This window comes from Anatilimnocola floriformis (assembly GCF_024256385.1).
Classification (GTDB): domain Bacteria; phylum Planctomycetota; class Planctomycetia; order Pirellulales; family Pirellulaceae; genus Anatilimnocola; species Anatilimnocola floriformis.
Genome location: NZ_JAMLFW010000001.1, coordinates 5,629,235 through 5,650,136, shown reverse-complemented (window position 1 = coordinate 5,650,136; position 20,902 = coordinate 5,629,235). Strand labels below are relative to the sequence as shown.

The 20,902-nt window shown below is 58.0% G+C and carries 22 protein-coding genes and 1 pseudogene; 17 read left to right on the top strand and 6 right to left on the bottom strand.

Going from position 1 to position 20,902, the window contains the following annotated elements; all coding sequences use genetic code 11:
- Positions 1–2: 2 nt before the first annotated feature.
- The 3 genes and pseudogenes from hisI (at position 3) to M9Q49_RS36160 (ending at position 1,606) form a co-directional block, all read left to right on the top strand.
- A complete protein-coding gene (gene hisI, locus M9Q49_RS22415) occupies positions 3–398 on the top strand; it encodes a phosphoribosyl-AMP cyclohydrolase (RefSeq protein ID WP_254511068.1) in 396 nt (131 codons plus the stop codon).
- 55 nt (positions 399–453) lie between these two features.
- Positions 454–1,305, top strand: a pseudogene (locus M9Q49_RS22410) (sterol desaturase family protein); the annotation flags it as partial.
- On the top strand, positions 1,271–1,606 hold the full coding sequence (locus tag M9Q49_RS36160) for a sterol desaturase family protein (RefSeq protein WP_390844613.1): 336 nt from the start codon (positions 1,271–1,273) through the stop codon (positions 1,604–1,606). The pseudogene M9Q49_RS22410 and the gene M9Q49_RS36160, both read left to right, overlap by 35 nt.
- A gap of 11 nt (positions 1,607–1,617) precedes the next feature.
- On the opposite strand, the gene M9Q49_RS22405 is transcribed toward M9Q49_RS36160, so the two are convergent.
- From M9Q49_RS22405 to M9Q49_RS22390, 4 genes are read right to left on the bottom strand one after another with little or no spacing between them, the layout of a single operon-like run.
- Complete coding sequence (locus M9Q49_RS22405) at positions 1,618–2,538, bottom strand: alkaline phosphatase family protein (protein ID WP_254511064.1); 921 nt, start codon at positions 2,536–2,538, stop codon at positions 1,618–1,620.
- A 21-nt stretch (positions 2,539–2,559) separates the two neighbouring features.
- Entirely contained in the window at positions 2,560–3,048 is a 489-nt protein-coding gene (locus tag M9Q49_RS22400; RefSeq protein WP_254511062.1) for a DUF421 domain-containing protein, read from the bottom strand.
- 32 nt (positions 3,049–3,080) lie between these two features.
- The gene (locus M9Q49_RS22395; RefSeq protein WP_254511060.1) at positions 3,081–3,524 is read right to left on the bottom strand and encodes an arsenate-mycothiol transferase ArsC; all 444 of its coding nucleotides are present in this window, start codon (positions 3,522–3,524) and stop codon (positions 3,081–3,083) included.
- Positions 3,525–3,528: 4 nt separating this feature from the next.
- On the bottom strand, positions 3,529–4,194 hold the full coding sequence (locus M9Q49_RS22390; RefSeq protein ID WP_254511059.1) for an immunity protein Imm33 domain-containing protein: 666 nt from the start codon (positions 4,192–4,194) through the stop codon (positions 3,529–3,531).
- A gap of 237 nt (positions 4,195–4,431) precedes the next feature.
- Between M9Q49_RS22390 and tuf the strand changes: the two genes are divergently transcribed.
- Complete coding sequence (tuf, locus tag M9Q49_RS22385; RefSeq protein WP_254511058.1) at positions 4,432–5,640, top strand: elongation factor Tu; 1,209 nt, start codon at positions 4,432–4,434, stop codon at positions 5,638–5,640.
- A gap of 54 nt (positions 5,641–5,694) precedes the next feature.
- Here the strand turns inward: tuf and M9Q49_RS22380 are convergent, their stop codons facing one another.
- The gene (locus M9Q49_RS22380; protein WP_261365085.1) at positions 5,695–10,359 is read right to left on the bottom strand and encodes a PKD domain-containing protein; all 4,665 of its coding nucleotides are present in this window, start codon (positions 10,357–10,359) and stop codon (positions 5,695–5,697) included.
- Positions 10,360–10,488: 129 nt separating this feature from the next.
- Positions 10,489–10,893 (bottom strand): hypothetical protein, encoded by a 405-nt coding sequence (locus tag M9Q49_RS22375; protein ID WP_254511057.1) that lies wholly within the window; start codon positions 10,891–10,893, stop codon positions 10,489–10,491.
- A gap of 541 nt (positions 10,894–11,434) precedes the next feature.
- Here M9Q49_RS22375 and M9Q49_RS22370 point away from each other — a divergent pair.
- The 13 genes from M9Q49_RS22370 to M9Q49_RS22310 all read left to right on the top strand — a co-directional run bounded on the left by M9Q49_RS22370 (position 11,435) and on the right by M9Q49_RS22310 (position 20,861).
- On the top strand, positions 11,435–11,839 hold the full coding sequence (locus M9Q49_RS22370; RefSeq protein WP_254511056.1) for a Flp family type IVb pilin: 405 nt from the start codon (positions 11,435–11,437) through the stop codon (positions 11,837–11,839).
- Positions 11,840–12,609: 770 nt separating this feature from the next.
- A complete protein-coding gene (locus M9Q49_RS22365; protein WP_254511055.1) occupies positions 12,610–12,945 on the top strand; it encodes a Flp family type IVb pilin in 336 nt (111 codons plus the stop codon).
- 119 nt (positions 12,946–13,064) lie between these two features.
- The gene (locus M9Q49_RS22360) at positions 13,065–13,418 is read left to right on the top strand and encodes a hypothetical protein (protein ID WP_254511054.1); all 354 of its coding nucleotides are present in this window, start codon (positions 13,065–13,067) and stop codon (positions 13,416–13,418) included.
- A 107-nt stretch (positions 13,419–13,525) separates the two neighbouring features.
- Positions 13,526–13,873, top strand: a complete 348-nt coding sequence (locus M9Q49_RS22355; RefSeq protein ID WP_254511053.1) for a hypothetical protein — start codon at positions 13,526–13,528, stop codon at positions 13,871–13,873.
- A complete protein-coding gene (locus M9Q49_RS22350; protein WP_254511052.1) occupies positions 13,854–14,039 on the top strand; it encodes a hypothetical protein in 186 nt (61 codons plus the stop codon). Before M9Q49_RS22355 ends, M9Q49_RS22350 begins: the two co-directional genes overlap by 20 nt.
- A 52-nt stretch (positions 14,040–14,091) precedes the next feature.
- Positions 14,092–14,439: a hypothetical protein gene (locus tag M9Q49_RS22345; RefSeq protein WP_254511051.1), complete on the top strand. Its 348-nt coding sequence runs from the start codon at positions 14,092–14,094 to the stop codon at positions 14,437–14,439.
- 58 nt (positions 14,440–14,497) lie between these two features.
- The gene (locus tag M9Q49_RS22340) at positions 14,498–14,797 is read left to right on the top strand and encodes a hypothetical protein (protein ID WP_254511050.1); all 300 of its coding nucleotides are present in this window, start codon (positions 14,498–14,500) and stop codon (positions 14,795–14,797) included.
- Positions 14,798–15,043: 246 nt separating this feature from the next.
- Positions 15,044–15,571, top strand: coding sequence for a prepilin peptidase (locus tag M9Q49_RS22335; protein ID WP_254511049.1), 528 nt, complete (start codon positions 15,044–15,046; stop codon positions 15,569–15,571).
- Positions 15,572–15,687: 116 nt separating this feature from the next.
- Complete coding sequence (locus M9Q49_RS22330; RefSeq protein WP_254511048.1) at positions 15,688–16,146, top strand: TadE/TadG family type IV pilus assembly protein; 459 nt, start codon at positions 15,688–15,690, stop codon at positions 16,144–16,146.
- Between the two features lie 49 nt (positions 16,147–16,195).
- Positions 16,196–17,206, top strand: a complete 1,011-nt coding sequence (gene cpaB, locus M9Q49_RS22325; protein ID WP_254511047.1) for a Flp pilus assembly protein CpaB — start codon at positions 16,196–16,198, stop codon at positions 17,204–17,206.
- 62 nt (positions 17,207–17,268) lie between these two features.
- Positions 17,269–18,501 (top strand): hypothetical protein, encoded by a 1,233-nt coding sequence (locus M9Q49_RS22320; RefSeq protein WP_254511046.1) that lies wholly within the window; start codon positions 17,269–17,271, stop codon positions 18,499–18,501.
- A 45-nt stretch (positions 18,502–18,546) separates the two neighbouring features.
- The gene (locus M9Q49_RS22315; RefSeq protein ID WP_254511045.1) at positions 18,547–19,971 is read left to right on the top strand and encodes a CpaF family protein; all 1,425 of its coding nucleotides are present in this window, start codon (positions 18,547–18,549) and stop codon (positions 19,969–19,971) included.
- Positions 19,968–20,861 carry a type II secretion system F family protein gene (locus M9Q49_RS22310; protein WP_254511044.1) on the top strand — a complete coding sequence of 298 codons (894 nt, stop codon included), beginning with the start codon at positions 19,968–19,970 and terminating at the stop codon, positions 20,859–20,861. The genes M9Q49_RS22315 and M9Q49_RS22310 overlap by 4 nt, the downstream gene beginning before the upstream one ends.
- The last annotated feature ends 41 nt before the right edge of the window (positions 20,862–20,902 follow it).

Genomic DNA, 20,902 nt, shown 5'->3' with positions numbered 1-20,902 from the left:
CCATGTCTGCCACCGCTACGAACGTCACCGGTCCCGATTTCTCGCGCAACGATGGGTTGCTGCCGGCCATCGCGCAAGATGCCGAGACCGGTGAAGTGCTGATGCTGGCCTGGATGAATCAGCAAGCCTTTGAAGAAACCATTCGCACCGGTCAGGCGACCTATTGGAGCCGCAGCCGCGGCAAATATTGGCGAAAGGGGGAAGAGAGCGGCCATCGGCAGACGGTGCGATCGGTCTATATCGATTGCGACGCCGATACGATCCTGCTGAAGGTCGATCAGGTGGGTGCAGCCTGCCACGAAGGCTATCGCAACTGTTTTTTCCGGCAAGTCGATGAAAACGGAGTGCGCGTGGTGGCCTCAAGAATGGTCGAGCCGGGTGACGTTTACAAAAAGTAGGATTAGTTAAACTTTTTGCCGAGCGTTGTTGGCGAATACACAACGGAGCGGGGTCATGCCGGAAGCCACAGAAACAAACTCCCCTCGCCACTTCGGCACCGGTTGGATCAGCGGCACGTTGTCGGTTGCTCTCGGCGTGCTCGGCCTTGGCGCCGTGCTCTGTCTGCACTTTCCGCAGTATCTGACCGTGCCGGATGTCCGCGAGCATTATCCGTTGCCGATCATTCGCGCGCTCATTCACTTGATCCTCGTCGGTTCATTCGCGCTCGGCATGCTGAGCGTGGTTTTGCGGCACAACAAAACGCTCGGCATGCTCGGCATTTGTCTGGTGCTTGTGGCTGCGTTGCTCGGCGGGTCGACGGTTCCAATTGATGGCGATTGGGATAAGAAGGACGTTTATCTAGGACTCGATTACGGCTTGTTGGTGCTCGTCGTTTATTCGTTGGTGTTCATTCCGCTCGAAAGGCTGTTCGGCCGTTTGCATCAGGACGTTTTTCGCAAAGGCTGGGCGATTGACCTGACGTACTTCTTTGTCAGCGCGCTGATGGTGCAGATCACGGCTTATCTCACGTTGCAACCGGCGTTTGTGCTGTTTGGTTGGGCAGTGAATCCAACGGTGCAAGGTTGGATTCGCAGTCAGCCGACGTGGCTGCAGTTTCTCGAGATCATGTTCCTCGCCGATCTGGTGCAGTACTGGGTACACCGGATGTTTCATGAAATCTCCTGGCTGTGGAAGTTTCACGCGGTGCATCACTCAGCAGAGGTGATGGACTGGATGGCAGGCAATCGCATTCATTTGGTCGATCTGGCTCTGACGCGTAGCTTGATCTATGTGCCGGCGTATGTGCTGGGTTTCAATCAAGGGCCGATGATTGCGTATATCATTTTTGTGGCAGTGTTATTCGGTCTTCATTCATGCCAACCTGCGGTTCAACTTTGGGCCGCTCGGCTACATCTTTGCCACGCCGCAGTTTCATCACTGGCATCACGGCGCCGAGCGGGAAGCGATCGACAAGAACTTCGCGGTCCACTTTCCGCTGCTCGACATGGTTTTCGGTACGTTTCACTTGCCCGGCAATCGCTGGCCGGCGTATTACGGTGTGCATAGCAACGACGTGCCGGAGAGTTACTTCGGCCAATGGATTTACCCATTCCTGCCAAGCAAAAAGAAGCCGGCAGAGCAGCCGAAGCCGGAAATCGAAAAATAATCGCCAGCCGGCTATTTCTTCAGCCCGCGAGGTTGACCGTCGAGCTGCCATTCGTCTTTTAGCTTGACACCCAGATGCGTGAGCACGGTAACAGGCCCATCGACGAGATACGTCGGCCCGTCGATTTCGCCGCGCTCGGCGTTCGCGCCGCTGACGATCAAGAAGCTGTTGAGAATCTCGGGCGACTTGTGGCCGCTGCCGTGCCCCTTGCCTTTACCGCCGTGATCGCTGATGACGACGACCAGCCAGTTCTCGTCGGCGAAGGTTTTGCGAGCCTTCATCGCGGCGATGAGCTGGCCAACGAGTTTATCCGCCCGTTCGATGGCTTCGATGTATTGCGGCACACTCGGATGGAAACCATGCGTATGTCCTGCGATGTCAACCTGACCGATGTAGGTGAATAGTGCGGTGGGATTTCCTTCGCTCAGTTCCTTCACCGAGGCAGCGACAGCGGCGTTGTCGTAGCGATCGTAATCGAGCACGCCGTGGGCTCTCTCTTCGTAGTTCACCGAGACGTCGGCTGAGGCGGTGACAAACTTGTGAATCGGCTCCCAGGTGACGTGCGAAACGGTGCGGGCGGTGGGAATTGCCTCTTTGAGTCGCACAAAAAAGTGCGGGAACTCCGTGTACTTGCTGCCGACGAAACGGTTGTCATTGACACCGTGCTTATCAGCCCACACGCCGGTAAGAATCGACGACCAGCCCGGCCCACTGACGGTGTCGTTCTTTTGATATCGCTCGCCGAGAATCAAACACGTTGGCGAATAGCAACCGTCCTTCATCAGTGCATCGAGCTGCGGCGTATCGGCCTTTTCGATGGCATCGAACCGCGTGCCATCGATGCCGATGTAAAGAACTTTGCGAGCCGGTTCAGCGGCGCTGAGTGGAATTGCTAGCGTGAGACAGAGCAAACCAAGTAGATAGATTTTCATCGCACGCAATCCTGGAGTCGGCTAAGTCGGTGATTTTTCATTTTCGGCAGGCTTTGGAATGACGGAGACTCGGCCGGTCGTTTCCAGAATCGCGAGATGTACCTGGCTAGCCGCAGTATAGCCATTCGCGCGGAGCGAGGCTTGCAGGTCTTCGCGAGTCATCTCTGCTTCGGCTAGGGCGTCGGCATCGATCTTGCCGCTATGGACCAGAATGAGAGGCTTTCCTTCCAGCAGCCGATCGATCCGCTTGCTGCGGAAGGCAGCCCAGCCCAGCGCCGAATCGATACCCACGAGCGTGGCCGCGAGAATCAGCCCCGCAGTGATGCTGTTATCGCCGCCGTTCATCGAGTTCTGCACGGCATTGCTGATAACGAGCAGCAGCACGAGATCAAACGGTGTCATCTGACCGATTTGCCGCTTGCCAGCCAGCCGCAACAGGAGCAGCAAGAACGCAAAGACAACGATGGCGCGAATGACGAATTCGTACCATGGGGCGCTGAGATTCCACATGAAGGTGTCTCGCTGTGCAAAAGAATCTTGATTCAAGCTGGAGTGTGCGCGGCTTTCAGCCGTTCGACCAGCGTCGCCACTTCGCGATCCAAGTGCGGCAGCGCCTCCTCAGGCCCGCAGCAGTCGACGTCGTGCACGTGCCAGAACTCCACCTTCGGCAACCAGGCCGCAAATCCCTGTTCGATCATCCGCCGATGCTCGGCTTCCTTCACGGCCACGACATGATCGGCCAGTTCAAAATCAGCCGCAGTCACACGAATCGGCATGCGCAGGTGCTGATCGAACTTGATTGCCTGCCGAGTGAGGGCGGCCATCGTGTGCTGCGACATCGGCCCGGCATTGCGCGGATCGGGCTCCAGTCCGCGCGAAAAGGCTTGCCAGGCAAGTCCGGCCTGCGGTGCTAGTTCGTTGAACAGTATCTCGGCGTATCGGCTGCGGTAGTAGTTGCCGGTGCAGAGGAAGAGTAGTTGTTTCATGAACCTACTTTCGCTTGAACCACTCCGCGAGAAAAGTACCTGGCGGGATTGCAATCGGCTGCTCGTGAAGCGAGAGTCGCAGGCCGCGCTGCGGGTCGATCTGAATCTCCGATTCGAAGGGAAAGGTCAGGAAGGCACCGATGCTGGGCTGCCTTAAGAGCGCCGCGTAGAGCGAAACTCGCTCGAGATTGCGCGGGTCATCATGGTTATGGCCCTCGTCATTGCAGCCCAAGTACCAGCCGCTGTCGTTTTGATCACTCGGTTCGGAACGGTGCATGAGAAAACCGGCTTCCGCATAGCGGCGACAAACAATCAGCGATTTATTGAGCACCACGTTCTGCAACTCAGGCTTTAGGCCAACCGATCCCAGGCAACTGCTCTGCAGAAATAACTGCTGCACCGTCCAGGAAATCCCCGACGTCCAGGCAATCGGAAAGCTGACCATGTCGGGTTCGACGAGCGTGAGTCGCCATTGATCGAACGGCTTGACCATCGTCTGCGACAAGCCGATTTGAAAAGTTTGGTTCGGTTTGAAACGAGAGCCGGACGCTACCATTTGCTCGATCGTCGTCCCCACTGATTGGAGAGTTTGCTGCAAATAGTCGTGCTTTGCTTCCAGCACGAACTCGGCGTGATGATAGCGGGAGCAGTTGGTGGTGACGATTTGCATGGAGTACTTTGCTGTGTTGGGAATTGCCGAGAGTAGTTCAATTGCTGGCAAAATTGCGTAGTGAGATAAAATCCAAAACGGCGGTGAACCTTGCAATGAACTGCTGTGTCTATCTCTTCGCCTGTCGGCATTTCGTGGTTTTCAGACGCCCTGGGTTTACTCGTTGTAGAGAAAAGACCCGCCTGCGATTTTTAAAAACTAAAGCAGGACGCGGTTGGGCGAAAGAGCCACTTTCCCATGACGGCTGCTCGTTGCAGCCAGGGAGTTTCTCGCGTGAACAAGGTTCATGTCAACGTTGGCACGATCGGTCACATCGACCACGGTAAGACCACCCTCACAGCCGCCATCCTGGCGGTGCAAGCAACCAAGGGCCTGGCCCGGCTCAAGAGCTACGGCGAAATCAGCAAGAGCGGCATCGTTCGCGATCCCACCAAGACGGTCACCATCACGGCCAGTCATGTGGCTTACGAAACGGCGACGCGTCACTACGCCCACATCGATTGCCCCGGCCATGCAGACTACATCAAGAACATGATCACCGGCGCTGCCCAAATGGACGGCGCCGTGCTCCTGCTTTCGGCCGTTGATGGACCAATGCCGCAGACGCGCGAACACATACTGCTCGCGCGGCAGGTCGGCGTGCCGGAGCTGGTCGTGTTTTTGAACAAGTGCGACCTGGTCGACGATCCCGACTTGCTCGAGCTCGTCGAACTGGAGACGCGTGAACTGCTGACGAAGCACGGCTTCAACGGCGACCGCGTGCCGGTGATTCGTGGCAATGCCAAAGGCGCGCTCGACAACCCGAGCGATCCGGAAGCGAATCGTTGTATCGTCGAACTGCTCGACGCGCTCGATCGGCACATTCCTGATCCCGTGCGCATCGTCGACAGGCCGTTCCTCATGGCCATCGAAGGGGTACACACGATCGAAGGTCGCGGTTGCGTGGCGACGGGCAAGATCGAACAGGGCCGAATCCAGGCGGGGCAACCCGTCGAAATTTTGGGCCTGGGCGAAGTGCTCGGCAGCGTGGTGACGGCGGTCGAAGCGTTTAAGCAACCGCTCGACGAAGGTGTGGCTGGCATGAACGTGGGCCTGCTGCTGCGCGGCATCAAAACCGAGCAGATCCAGCGCGGCCAGGTGATTGCCCAGCCGCGCACGATCACGCCGCGGGTGAAATTCACGGGGGAAGTGTACGTGCTGAGCAAAGAAGAAGGTGGCCGTCATACGCCGTTTTTCGGCGGATACAAGCCGCAATTCTTTTTTCGCACGACCAACGTCACCGGTGAGATTCAGCTGCCGGCTGATCAAGGCATGGCAATGCCGGGCGACAACGCGCTCGTGCATGTGTCGCTCGATAAACCGATCGCCGTCGACATCGGCAGCCGCTTCGCGATCCGCGAGGGTGGCCGCACGGTGGGCAGCGGCGTGGTGACGGCGATTCCGTGAATCGCTGGTGGTGATCCGAAGCGTGGGAGTGAAGCAATTCGCTCCCACGCGGTTTTAACCGAGCAGATCTAGCACATCACCAGCGATCAAATCGGGATAGGCATCTTCGCCCTCGTCGGCAAAGAACCAATCGTTGTCAGCGCCCCCCAGCAGCGTGTCGGCATCGACATCGTCAACGACGGTTTGATTGACGAGCAGCAACGTGGTGCCGTTGTCGCGCGGGCCGCTATTGTCGCCTTTGAGGTTATCGACTCGTTCGACAAACGTGCGCGTCGAGGTCCATTCCTTATGGATATCGATCAGTCCGCTTGCCAGATTGGAAAGATTCAATTCGCTGGCCACGAGCAAATCCTCGCCGTCGCCGGCATCGATTAGATCGATGCCCGTACCGCCGACGAGGATGTCGCGTCCGGCGCCGCCACGGAGCAGATCGTCACCACTGCCGCCTTGCAGCACATCGTTGCCGCTATTCCCCATCAGCGTGTCGTTGCCAGCGCCGCCTTGCAGCCAGAAGTCGACATCGCCAGCACCGATGATCATGTCGTCGCCGTCGGCGCCGTTGAGTTCCACGCGTTCCACGTCTTGATAAGTGCCAATCAGCGTCCGGCCGACAAAAACCTTCAGCTCACCAGCGCTGCCCGGAACGACGCGCAATACGTCCGGCCGAGTAGTGCCACCAACGACCAGCGTTTGATAATCCGCATTGCCGGGATCCGTCCGCACCTCGACCGGCGAGATAGTCACGTCGTATTCCGCCGACACCGTTCGACCATCACCGGCATTCAGCGTTACCGTTACCGTGTATTCACCCGCGACGGAGAATAGATGCGCTTGATTCTGCCAAGCCGAAGCGACGGGCAATGTGAGCGGCGGCGAACCATCGCCGAAATTCCAAGTGATCGTGTTCGCCCCCGCCGGCAACGTACCTCCGGTGGCAGAAGCGGCGAACTGCAGCGTTTCGCCGCGCACGCCACAGTGGCTGCCAGCCGTAAAAGCAATCACCGGCAGCGGCAGCGGATTGATGACGGCTTGGAAGGTGATCGCATCCGTCAGTCCCTCCGCGTCGCTCACGACGACCGTGACCTGGTAGTAACCGCCACTGGTGTAGGTGTGATTGAGCGCGAACGTGTTCCCATCAAACGCCAAAGGTTCGATGCCGTCGCCATCGCCGTAGTCGACCATCACTTCCCAAACGTCGCCAGCATCGAGATCGCTGAATGAACCATTCACCGCGACCGGCACGTTGATCTGACCATTCTGCTCGGCGATCTCGGCAACCACGGGCGCGACATTGATGTCCTGCACATTAATGGTGAACTGCTTCTGCAAAAGCGAACCATGCGAACCAATCGCTTGCACTTCAACTTGCAACATCGGAGTCAGCGAGTAATTAATCAGCCGCGAATCGGCGATGAGGTTGTTCCCCGAAATCGAGAACACACCGGCTGGCCCCGATACGATTCGCAGCGTGTACGTCTCATGCGTGCTCCCAGAAATCATCAGCGGGGCAATCGGCTGAATCCCCTGTTGTTCGGTCACGCTGTTCGCCGGCAGCGACAGCTGCGGTTGCTCACTATCAGGAATGATCTGCCCGACGAACGCTGAGTATTGAAAGGTCGACGCGCTCGTCAGCGGGAACGATCCCGCGGCGGGATCGAAGTCGACGGTCCCAATGAACTCGCCGGCAACATGGATGCGGTGATTGAGCGGATTGATCACCACGGAATTGGCGCGCCCGTCCTTCGATGAAGGAAGGTCGTACAGCGTTTGATACTGGCCGCTCGCGGAAAACTTCTCGACAAACGCGTTCGTGGTCCCCACACTAGTAAATGGCACGACGGTCGTACCATCGCCAAAATTCCCATTCCGACCGTGCGACCCACTGACATACACCGCGCCGGCAGCATCCGTCGTCACGCCCAGCGCGCTATCGCCATCGGTGCCGCCAAATTGCCGCAACCATTGCAGGCTGCCGCTCGCATTCCACTTGGCAATGTAGCCATCCGTACTCCCAGCGGTCGTCAGCGATGTGCCGCCGATATTGATCGTGGTGCTGAAGCTGCCGACGGTGATCACGTTACCGCTCGGATCGAGCGCGAGCGAGATCACATCGTCGGTTGACGTATTGCCATAGCGCACTGCCCAGGCAAACGTGCCGTCGGCATTCAACTTCGAGAGATACGCATCCGAGCTCCCAGCCGAAGTCAGGTTGGTTGTCTGCGCTGCGTTGGGATCGAAATCGGCAGTACCGCTGAAGAAGCCCGCGAGATAAACATTTCCCTGGGCATCGAGCTTCACATCGCTCACCGCATCGAGCGCGGTGCCGCCCCAGTTTTTCGCCCACACGACACCGGCATTCAAATCGATTTTGACAGCAAAGGCATCGGTGTTACCCGCGCTCGTCAGCGTGGCCGAGTCAGTTGGCAGGAAAGCGAAATTGACGGTGCCCGTGAACCGCCCAGTCATCACCAGGTTGCCCGCGGCATCAAACTCGAGTCCACCCGCGACCTCCGCACCGGTGCTGCCAAATTGCTTGAACCACACGAGCTGCCCGTCGCTGTCGAGCTTCACCAGCAGAATATCGGTGCTCCCTGCCGAAGCGATCTCGCGCGTCTTGTACGTTCCCGGATCCACGTCGGCCAGCGTTGAGCTGAAGTGCGACAAGACGTAAATGTTGCCGGCTGCATCGAAGGCCAGATCGGTGGCCGTGGTGCTGCTGTCAAAAGGGCGATACCAGACGAGCGCGCCGCTGGGAGTGTACTTGGCGACGAAAGCGCCATTCGTGAAGGCGTTCGTGATGAGCGTGCCCGGCCCCGGATCAAGATCGGCGTTCGACGAACTCGACTTCCCCAGCAAATAGATATAGCCCGCCGCGTCGGTGAAAATCTCGTGCGTGGCCGTGCTATCCGGCTTGTCGTATTGAAACGCCATACCGAAATTCCGCAGCGTGCCGGTTAGGGCCAGATCCTGATCGACTTTCAATTCGCCAGGATCCAGCGTGAACATCGCCGTGTTGCCGGTCGGCAGCAAATCGTTATCGAGCAGTTCGTTGCTCCCCACGTTGGCTGTCGGAATGGTCAGGCCAGCAGGCGTGCGCACCACGAAGTAATAGTTACCGCTCAACAAGCCATCGACGCGCACGCGGCCCGTCTCATCGGTAATGACCGACGCGCGCATTCCATCGTCGCCCCCGATCACCGCATCGGGCGAGGCATACAGTTGCACCACAGCGCCCGCGAGTCCCGGCTCATCGGCATCTTGCAAGCCGTCGCCATCCAGGTCGTTCCACAGTCGCGTTTCCACGGAGCTGCTATTGGGATCCAGCCGCATGATGTAGTTGCCGCTGTTGCCAAAGGTCAAGTTGTACGTCCCGGCCCCGGGATCCATATCCACCGTGCCGCCGCTGCCAACACTGCCGGCGAGATAGACGCGGCCTTGTGAATCGACAGCTAGTCCGGTGGCTTCATCCACGCTGCCGCCGCCCCAATTGCGCGCGGCGATGAAGTCGCCATTCGTCGATAAGGTGAGGAGGTATGCGTCGTAAGTATCAGGCGCCAAAAAGAACTGCCGCTCGGACGGGTCAAAGTCTGAATGCTGGCCGTGGAACACACCGGCCACATAAATGTTGCCGGCTGGGCCGATCGCCACTCGCCAAAAGTCCTGAAACGAATCGCCGCCGAACCCCTTGGCCCAAATGAACTGGCCATCGAGCGAGAGTTTCAGGGCATAGCTGTCGAAGTCGCTGCCGCTGGGACCTTGCTGCGACAAAATCGCTTCGCCGGGCCCCAGATCCAAATCGGGAGTACCGTCGTAGTTGCTGAAGATGACGACCGACCCCGCCGGATCAACGGCGATCGCGCCATCTTCGAGGCCACCGTCATAGGCATAAGGTCCTTGAGCCCAGGCAAAATTTCCCGTCGACGTGAGCTTCGCCACATAGCGGCTGCCGAACTGCTGCGCGGCAGGAAGCGAAATGCTGCCCGATACGGTGACCGCGCTGTTGTATTCGCCGATGAAGTAAATATTGCCGCTGGAGTCGACGTCGGCGCGAATGGCATCGTCGTCGCCGGTTCCACCCAGTCGTCGTCCCCACAGCGGCACATTGTTCGGGGATACCTTCACCACGTAAGCGTCGGTGCCACCCGCGCTCGTCATCGTGTTGCCGGCAAACGTCATCGTGTCGCTGAATTCGCCGACGGCGTAAACGTTTCCCGCGCTGTCGACCGAGATGTCGTAGATCTCGTCCCCTTTGATGCCGCCAATTGACCGGCCCCACAAAGCTTGCCCCGCGCTATTGAACTTGAAGAGGAACCAATCGACTTGCCCATTGGTGGTCGCCGACGCTCCGCCGATTGTCAACGTAGTGCTGAAGTAAATGCCTGCTGCATAAACATTACCAGCCGCATCGATGTCGACATGCTTGAAGTAGGCCGACACCACGGGAATGTTCCACAACAGCGTTCCCGTTGCCGAATACTTCTGCAAATTCTGATCGCTGGCGACGACAAAATTCCCCGCCGCATCCCGGTCCATATCCGACACGCCATAAATCTCATTGCCGGTCAGCGCAAACGCCAATCCCAGATCGGAATTCAAACAAAAGCGGCTCTCGAGCGCTTCGTAGATCAGCCGAGTGTGCCGCTTTCCCGTTTGTTGATTGCGCTGTCGCGCTGAAGGGCTGGGAATACCTCGGTGAGCCGATCGATGTTGCTGCGACATAGGGAAGAGGTTTCGCGCTCAGAAAGGTGGTCTGGCAAAGTACTTCGATTGCGTACTAGCTTACTCGCTCGTCAAAGGGGGAGCGATAGCATATCGTTCCGGTAATCTTCCTCCCGATACCTCTTCTTATTAACGGGCTGGCACTTCCAGCGTGAGCGTATTCTCTTTGGCTTCGATTACGACTTTCTGCGGCAAGGTGATTGGATTGGCGGCGGTTTGATCGGGCGAGTCTGGCGTATAGACCACAGAGTACTCGCCGGCGGGAGCGCCTGGGCGGCGTTCTCCCTTGGAGTCTGTCGTGCGGACCGTGGTGAGCTTGAATGCTCCGTCGGCGCCGACGCTGCTGTTGATGATGAACTCTTGCTTGTCGGGAATGGGATTGAAGCGGAGAAAGCCGCCGGCCAGCGGAGTGCCTGCTCGTTGTACCTTGCCGGCAACCACATGCAGCGGGTCGAACGCAGGCTGCTTTGCGCTGCAGCCCAGAAGTGACGAAGTGATCGCGCACGCCAACATGATGGCGAACCGGGATTTCATGATTTGAACCTGGCTAGAAGAAGCGGGGCGACGAGAGGAATCGGTAGCATAAGGCCGTCCCGATCCGTCCGGCAATGTTCAAATTTCAGAAAACGGCCGCGCGAGGTCGCCGTTTGAGTTGTTCAGGCCGCTGAACTTCAATCTGCTTAGCGCCGCGCGATTCGGTTTTCAAACGCGGCGCGCCCGCGCGTTGACATTTCGCCTCGAATGTTAAGCCCGCTGTTCAGTTTTCTGAACATCGTGTCAAGCACGCCGCGCAGCAGCGCTAAGATCGCTTTACATCGGCTGAACATCTTGTCTCTTGCGCGAAACACTCGTTAGTGTCTTTAACTCTTTACGGATGTTCATCTTGCGAACATTGTGACAAGATTTCTTCGCGCCTGTTTTGCATTTGGTACGGATTCTGCCAATGATAGTAAACATGCCGGTAAGACCGGTTAACATGTTTACGATGTTTTCCCTGAAGAGTCGCCAAAGATTGACTGGAGTGTTTCCAGCGATTTACCTGGCGGCGTGCAGCCTGAGGTTAAGGAGCTTTTCCGTGAAGAATCTGTTGTGGAAGATGTGGCACGATACGGATGGCGTGTTGTCGTTCGAGTGGACGCTGTTGACGTCTTTGCTGACTGTCGGGGTTGTCGCTGGTATCACGGCGGTGCGGGATAGCACGGTCGACGAGTTCGGCGATCTGTCGCAGGCCATGCTCTGCCTCGATCAGTCGTACTTCATCGACGCCCCGCTGGTGATCGGTGTGCACGACTGGGCCTATGGCATCAACAACACTCCGTCGTCGGCCGCCAGCTCGCGGTTTGTCGATGCGATGTCCTACAGTGATTGCAGCCGCGGTGGTCCGAAGGTGCAAGAGTTCAAATGGCGTGCAGGCGGCCCGGGCCTCACTGGCCCTGCAGGTCTGGTTGATCCAGCCGAAGCTGCTCCAGCCCCTCAGTAACAACGCTTGACAAAGCGTTCAGAAAAATCGCCCTAACCGGCAGTGTTGTTAAAGGCAGAATCGAAAAAGGTAAGCAACGGTTCACCGTCTGAAACATGAGCTAGACTTCACAACAATACATTGAAGCGCTCAACCTCGAATTTTAATCAGCTACCAACCTCCTACGAAGTGTCGTGACTGTACGCCCGCATGATAGATAGCCAGGATGGGAGTGCCCCCCGTCAGGTTATCTCAGACTCACTCTTTCGCTGTACCAGGCGAAAGTGTTCGAAGCGGCGGCTGGTTCACGGAAAGCAGACTCCGCTGCTGGTTCTCCAGCAGCGGAGTTTTTTGTTTCTTGCCTTCGTCATTACTACATGCGCAGCAGAAATGCGCGAATTACGCACGCAATCGCAGTCATCTCGTAGCGAATATAGCGATTTTTCCGTGCTGCTTTTTGAACGTGCCTGTTGCCTGGCGTAAACATTGCGCTTCAGCGCTCGTGCACAGCATGTATCGCGATGGCAACACATGCGGATATTGCAATTCCGCCGCGAGAAAAATTGAGCACGGCGTAATCTTCTCTAAGCCCAATCGACATAACAGCTAATTGCAGTAGCGTTGCCCTCATCAACAGAAAAATGTTGATGTGTTTTGCTGCGCGGCATGGCCGGTGCATAGCACCTCGGCACGAGAAAGTCGGCGCTTGGGCACAACTAGCGCCGACGGGAACGGACCATGTTGGTTCGCTCCACGCGTGTTTTCCGTGTTCCTGGTACTAGGAGTTTGGGATGAAGAAAGTTCTGGCTCGTGTTTGGAAGGAAGAGGACGGCGTCCTCTCCTTCGAGTGGATCCTTCTGCTGACTTTGTTGACGATTGGCATCGTTTCGGGCGTCGCTGCTGCCCGTGATGCGATCATCGACGAATTCGGCGACGTGGCGCAGGCCATGCTGGCGCTCGATCAATCGTACACGATTGATTTCCCGCTGCTGGTTCAAGTGCACGCCGCTACGACAAGCTCGGCGAGCGATTCGTCGTTCACCGATGCTTTGACGTATACGGACTGCACCCGTTCGGCTGCGCCGACTGGACAGAGTCCGCAACAAGTGCAGGACGTCGATTCCTAATCGGAATCGCCTGAACGGCGACGAACTCACCCGGCCAATTTGGTCGGGTGAGTTCACGTCGGGCGATTTGCCTCCGCAGTTCACAGGCAACAACTGGATTGAACGTAAAAGGAAAAGTCATGCAACGTAACGCAAGCTCGCTGAAGAAGTTCGCAACTCTCCTCTGGCAGGAACAAGACGGTGTTCTCTCGTTTGAGTGGATGCTGCTGACTTCGCTCCTGTGCATCGGCATTGTGGGCGGTTTGGCAGCGGGGCGTGATGCGGTCATTGACGAACTGGGCGACGTCGCCCAGGCCATGCAGGCACTCGATGCGTCCTACACGATCGACTTTCCCCTCGTGTTTCTCATCGACGGCGTCAGCACGGGCGGCGCCAGCGACAGCGGTTTCCAGGATGCAATTCGATATACCGATTGCAGCCGGTCGGCGTTTGTCGGGCAGAACCCGCGCAACGTAGCAGACTCAGACTCCTAAGCAACGGCTCGTGCTTGCTCCTTGCAGCACGCAAAACGGACATAACCAACGGAACAATTGCCAGGATTGGCACGAGAAGACAATCGCAACCCCTCAGGATTACTTACATGCACCTGCTCGCGAATATGTGGAATGAAGACGACGGCGTGATCTCGTTCGAGTGGACGCTGCTCATCACTTTGTTGACTTTTGGCATCGTCTCTGGCATCGCCGCGGCCCGTGACGCGATCATCGACGAATTTGGCGACGCCGCACAGGCGATGCTTTCGATCGATCAGTCGTACACGATCGATTTCCCGCTGCTCATCCAAGTCCACGCCTCGACCACCAGCTCGGCCAGCGATTCGTCGTTTACCGACGCTTTGATCTACACCGACTGCGATCGTCTGGGCAACAACGTCCTGCCGAACCAGAGCTCGCTCGAGCACGCTGAACTTGACGACTTCGATTCGTAATCAATCGCTGGCTTTTGGCATCCGGCTTGCAATAGAGCTGGATCACGAGGCCATGTTGCCCCTGGCGAACACCGTTCGCCGAACAAAATTGCCGCAGGTCACGATGACAGCGGCCGCAGAAACACAGAGCGCATCGAGAAAGCCGCTTCCTGAATTTGTTGGTTAACCGATGCGTCGGCAATGTTGCCGGCGCGCTTCATGCGATGGAAAAAAGCAACATGAAACGCTGCCTCCAGAAGATGTGGGTCGAACAAGACGCTGTCCTTTCGTTCGAATGGACCATGCTCTTAACGCTGCTCGTGATCGGCATTGTTAGCGGCCTGGCCGGCGCTCGCGATGCAATCATCGATGAGTTGGGCGACTTTGCCGAAGCCGCTCAAGGTATTGACCAGAGCTTTAGTCTGGCAGGCCTGTCGATCGATTTCGACGGCAACGGTACGGCCGACTTCACTACGCCGGCGAGCGATTTTCAGGAACAAGCGAAAGACTTTGTTTATACCGATTGCACTCGCGCGGCGGCGCCGATCGGTCAAACACCGCAGGGAGTGACGGACAGCGATTCGTAATCGAATTGCGTCTCGGCCACTTCTGAACGATCTCATCTTTCAACTGCAGGTGTTCCTCATGCAAAAGTTTATCTCTGCCCTGTGGCAGGAAACCGACGGCGTGCTTTCCTTCGAGTGGACGATCCTGGGCATCCTCGTTGTCTTCGGAATTGTCGGCGGCCTGGCCGCAGGTCGCGATGCCATCATTGATGAGCTCGGCGATGTGGCCGAGGCCTATCTGAATATCGACCAGAGCTTTACGCTCGCGGCCTTTGGGCCGTTTCCCGCAATCACCTATACGCAGCCCACGCATACCTTTCAGGATTGCGATCGCGGCGGTGTGATCGGTCAGTTCCCGCGGGACGACAGCGATTCCTAATTTTGCTTCCAGGCGGAAGAATTTCGTTTCGTAACGATTATTCCGCGCAGTGCAAGCATTTCTTCGGGAGTGAGCGTTGCCCACGGGCAACATTCGGATGAGGGAGTGGCATGAAGCCGCACCTCCGCCGGAAAAACCTAAAGTTCAACCTAGAGTTGCAGAGCAAGGTGCCCCCGGTGCGCATTCGTGCGCCCGGTGGGTTTTCCGTGTATTCACTTCCGCTTTCACTATCAAGGCAGGCCGCCGATGATTGTGGGTTATGACTATGTCGTGCTCGTGGCCGGTTTCATCACCGCCGCGGCCTTCACCGACTATCGCACACGCAAGATCCCGAACTGGCTGACGGTGCCGACCGCAGTACTGGGACTGCTCTATCACTCTTTTGCGCCCAATGGCTTTGGCCCGTGGATGGCGCTCGCCGGATTTGCGATCGGCTTCGGCCTGCTCCTGTTGCCGTGGTTGCTCGGCGGCGGCGGCATGGGCGACGTGAAGATGCTGGCCGCTCTTGGATCCTGGCTGGGACCGATCGGCATTCTGGTGGCCTTTGCTTGTGGCGCGGGGATCGCGGCCTTGATGGCGATGAGCTTGATGTTCGGCAGCGTTGTCACCAGCGGCATCAGCAGCACGCAGCGCAAATTCCTCACGGCCGGCGCTAACGGCGGAACCGTGAATGCCGACGCGAAGGCTAAGAAAACGAAACGTGTTCTCCCCTTCGCCATTCCAGTTGCGATTGGCACGTACCTGACTTTGGCCTGGATGTTGCTTCGGAGTTAAGAACAGTATTCCAGCTGGCAGAAATCGAGGTTTCGGTTGCTGAATGGCAACAAAGTGTTGCGAAACGTTGACGCGATACCTCACGACTTTCGAAATCAATTCACTCAGTAAAGATCATGAAACAATTCACTAAAAAACGCCGCACACGCCAGGGAGCTGTGCTCGCGCTCGAGTTGATTATGGTCCTGCCCATTCTGCTGATGGTCCTGCTGGCCACGGTCGAGTTCGGCATTCTGCTCATGTCGTCGCAAGGCGTGGGAGCAGCGGCCGCTCACGGCAGCCGCAACTCGGCCTTGCCTAGCTCCAGCAAAGCCAGCGTTGAAGCTGCGGTAAATGCCGCACTTGACGGTTACATCTGGCAGAGCGCTCAGGAAACGGTGATCTACGTCGATTCCGGCGGCGGGTTTGTCAAAGACATATCCGGCACAGTGCTGTCGAGCGCTCCTTCGGGTTCGATCGTCAGCGTGACGGTGAACGTCGAGTCGGATCAGGCGGCCCCGGATTTGCTTAAGTACTTCGGCATTAGCCTGGCTGGTAAAGAGATCACGACAACGTACGTGACTCGCAAGGAATAACTAATCTTTTCGGAATTTACAGCATTCGCAGTGGTGAGGAGATTTTGCAGTGAAACGAATTAGTCCCGCAACCGTGACCTTTGGCGTGATGGCCCTGGTACTCGGCCTCGTGGCCGCTTACATCGTCAAACAGGCGATGCACAAACCTCCAGTCGCGAAGGTCGTTGTACCTCCGCCGGCTCCGGCTCCGATCGATCCGGGCGTGCAGGTCGTGTTTGCCCGCAACAACATTCCCAAGAGCGGCAAGCTGCTCCCGGCGGACCTCTTGATCGCATACGTTCCTCGTACGTCGAAGGCGGCCAAGGGAACTTTTGCCAACGTGGCAATCGCCGAAGGGCGAATCACCAACCAGATCATCAAGGCTGGCCAGGCGATTCGCGAAGAATACCTGCTTGAAATCGGCGAAGCTCTGCCAGACCTGGCTGATCGGCTTCCGGCTGGTATGCGAGCGGTGACGGTGAGCGTCGCTAACACAGAATCCGGCGGCAAGCGTTTCGGCGAAGGTGACTATGTCGATATCTCGCTGACCGTCGAAGGAACTCACCCGGAGATCGGTGAAGTGGCCACTCGCACGCTGATGCGGAACGTCCTCGTCGTGGATTCCGCCGCTAGCCGGCCGCTCATCCGTGGCGTGAATACTCGCGTGCAGCGGAACGTCCAAACGCTGACCGTCGCTGTCAAGCCGGCCGATGCCAACAAACTGGTCGTGGCTCAGCGGACCGGCGTCCTCAGCGTCAACCTGGTTGCCGCCAAGGATCTGGAAGCTGAACCGATTGAAGGTTCGGACATCGTCACTCGTCGCCAATTGCTGGGTCTGAAGGAAGTTGTGCCCGCCAAACCGGCGAAGAAGTACGTCGTCGAGAAGTGGAGCGGTGGCCGCTTGAACGTTGTCGAAATGAGCGACGACCGCGTGAAGGAATCACGCGATGTGAATACGACCAGCAAGCCGATTGCGGCTCCGCCGGCCGAACCCAAGTTCAACACGAGCTACATCCCCAGCGGTGTCACCGAACCGGTGGATCTGCCGGCGGAAGTGCCGGCTGAAGTACTCGAGCAGTAAACGCTACGCGGTAACCAGTATCCAGTCTGATTCAACAGCAACGTCTCTTGCCTAACGTAACCATGAGCCACCTCACCACCACAACGACCTGCGACTTGCTCGCGACCGCTCTGCGGCCGCGCGGCGCCGGTCGGAGGTTGCGCCGCGGCTTCTCGTCGCTGTTTGCCATCATGTTCATCATGATCTGCATCGTCACTCTGATGCTGGTCGTGAACTGGACCTACCTCGTGCTCGTCAGCCGGCATACGCTCCGGCTGAGCGACTCGCTGTCGCTGACCGCGGTCAAAGCTTTGCTCGACGAGCAAGTGTTGTCCGACACGCAAGCCTTCCCAGGCACGCAGACCGACGACATCACGCAGGCTCAAGCCGAGATCACGACGGCGGGAACTGGTTTCCTCGCTCGCAACAATGCTGCCGCGGGCGCCAATCTGCGGCCGGCAGCCAATCAGTTGACAATCACTGCGGCCCGCATCGACAACGCTGCAGCCGCCGTCGCTGCCCCCAGCAACTACACCACGACCCCTGCTGCCGGCCAGCCTTACAACACGCTGGTGGTCGAAATCCTGCGGGCTCCGAACAGCATGAACCCCGTGGAACTAATCTTCCGCGGGCAGGGTTCGGATCAAACAGCCAAGATCACGAGTGCCTCGTACGCCACGCTCGACAGTCGCGTCGTGGGCTTCCGCCCGCTGACCGCAACGCGTTCGCCCGTCGCGCCGCTCGCACTCAACGCCGCTGCCTGGTTCACCACGCGGGTTACCAATGCAGATGATTCGCAATTGCCAGACGGTCGCCTCGAGCTCGATTTCACGCTCCTCACCTCGGGCGGTCTCGGCACGGCGAACAGTGCGCTAATCAGCCTGAACAACTTGTCGGCCCTCTCGACAGGTGCGGTGGCCAACCAAGTGACGAATGGTATCGGCCCAGCCGACGTGAACAACGTGACGGGAACGCTTGGTCCGTTGACGAATGCGGCTCCGTTGCTGTTCGACTCGACGCAAATGAGCCCCGCCGGTGATTTGACGAATATTGCTGCGGCCTTCAACGGCGTGGCGGCCAGCACCAATCCCCGCCGGGCGTTTCCGATTTACAACGGCGCGTTTACCGATCCCTCCAGCATCGTCGGTTTCATCGGCGCTCGCGTTCTCAATGCCGATGCCGCTGGCGGTCGGTTGCGAGTGCGTCTGCAACCCGATTTTGTCATTCACAGCACGGTCGAAACCCAGCGGACTTTTCCGGGTGCGACCAGCGTTCCAGAAAATTTATACATCCACAAGATTCGCCTCACGCGTTAAGCACGCCGCAGCGAAGTAGCCCAATCGTTCGAAGGAGCTCACAGCATGTTTCTGCAATCGTCCCGGCACACCGGTGAGAAAAACGGCACTAGCCAAACCGATGCGCTGCTGCACGCGGAAACCGTCGAAGCCGAATTTCAGCGGCTGAAAACCGGCATCCACCGCGAACTGCTCGACTCGCTCGATCTGTCGCGCATCGCCGGTCTGACCGAAGAAGAGCTGCGCGAAGACATTCGTCATCTCGCCGAAGGGATGATGCGGGCTCGCAGCCGCAAGCTGCCGCCGATCGACGAAGAACGCCTGGTCGATGAATTGATCGCCGAATCGTTCGGTCTCGGCCCGCTCGAGATCTACATGCAGGATCCGGACGTCACCGATATTCTGGTGAACGGCCCCGGCGAAGTGTATGTGGAACGCCTCGGTCGGCTGCAAGAGACGAACACTGTCTTTGCCGACGAAGAACACTTGCTGCAAATCATCCAGCGCATCGCCGCTCGCGTCGGCCGCCGCATTGACGAACACTCGCCGATGGTCGACGCCCGCCTCGCCGATGGCTCCCGCGTGAATGCCATCATTCCGCCACTGGCCCTCGGCGGCCCGGTGTTGTCAATTCGCCGCTTCGGACATCGTCCGTTGCAAATTAACGACATCATGCTCCGCGGCTCGGTTTGCCCCGAAATCATGCAGGTCCTCGAAGCAGCCATTGAAGGTCGCATTAACCTCATGATCAGTGGTGGTACTGGTAGCGGTAAAACGACCATGCTGAATATTCTATCGCGCTATATCCCCGCGAACGAACGTTTGGTGACGATCGAAGATTCGGCGGAACTCAATTTGCAACGGAAGCACGTTGTGAAGCTGGAAACCCGTCCGAAGAATCCCGAAGGCGCCGCCGAAGTGTCGCAACGCGACCTGGTTCGCAACGCCCTGCGTATGCGTCCTGACCGCATCATCCTGGGCGAAGTCCGCGGAGGTGAAGCTCTGGACATGCTTCAGGCTATGAATACAGGTCACGAAGGTTCGATGACCACGATTCACGCCAACGACACTCGCGACGCTCTTTCGCGTCTCGAAGTGATGGTGAGCATGAGCGGCTTCGAGCTGCCGGTGAGCGTCACTCGTCGTTACATCGCGTCGGCCATCACCGTCGTGGTGCATCTCGCTCGCCTCAAGGGTGGCGTGCGTCGCGTGATGAAGGTTTCGGAAATCACTTCGCTCGATAACAACGATTACACGGTTCAGGACTTGTTCGGCTTCCAGCAAACGGGTGTCGATGAACGAGGCATTGCTCGTGGCCACTTCTTTGCCACTGGCAACAAGCCGAACTTCCTCCGCCGCCTGAATGAAACCGGCATCGAACTCAACGAACGGTTGTTCACAGCTCGCAAACTCAGCGCCGATCAAGCGATCGGGCCGATGACCGTTGCCGAAGGAACGGCTGCTTTGGCTCTGCAAGGGAACCTCGCATGACCGCACAACTCGCACTCATCACCATCACCTTCGCTTCGGTGTCAGCCGGACTCGCCGCCATCGGCTTGTTCCTGCGCGACCTGTTTACGAAAACCAAGACGGGCCGGCAACGGCTGGAATTCGCTGCCGAAGAGCCCACTGGCGGCATCGACGGTTGGTTCTTCCGGCTGATCGAGCAATCGGGCGTTGCGATGGATATGTCCACCGCGCTGATGCTGACCTTCGGTGTCGGCCTGGCTGCGGCCGGCTTGCCGTTCTTGCTGTTCGATAATTTGCTCGGTGCTGCCGGTGGCATGGTCCTCGGCATTTCGCTGGTGATTTTGTATTTCAGCATCGTTCGTTTCTTCCGCTTGCGGAAGATGCAGAACGCCCTGCCGCAAGCTCTGCAAGCCGTTTCGGACTCGATCCGCTCGGGGCAAACGCTGTCAGAAGCGTGCTCGTTGGTCTCGAAAGAAATCAAAGGCCCGCTCGGTGCCGAATTTGGTTATGCCCACGAACAACTTGAGCTCGGTCATGCTCCCGTGAGCGTGATGACTCGCATGGCCCGCCGCATTCCGCTGCCGGAGTTCCGGATCTTCAGCACGGCGGTCGTGGTTCACCGTCGCGCGGGTGGTAACTTGTCGCTCCTCAGCGAGCGCATGAGCAAAGCCGCTCGCGATCGTCAGGAAGTTCGCAGTCACATGATGGCCGTCACGGCTGGTGGTCGCCTTTCGGCGATCGGCATGTTCGTCGGCACCATCCTCGCGATTTTCATCCTGGGTTGGATCGAGCCCGACTACATCAACAAGTTCATGGCCAATTCGAAGGGCCCGTGGTTGCTGGCCACCGCCTTCATCCTGCAAGCCATCGGTGGCCTGTGGGTATGGCGCATCCTTCGCACTAGCTACTAGGAAGCCCGTAGCGTTAGCGAGGGAGTCCTCGTTCGCTCACG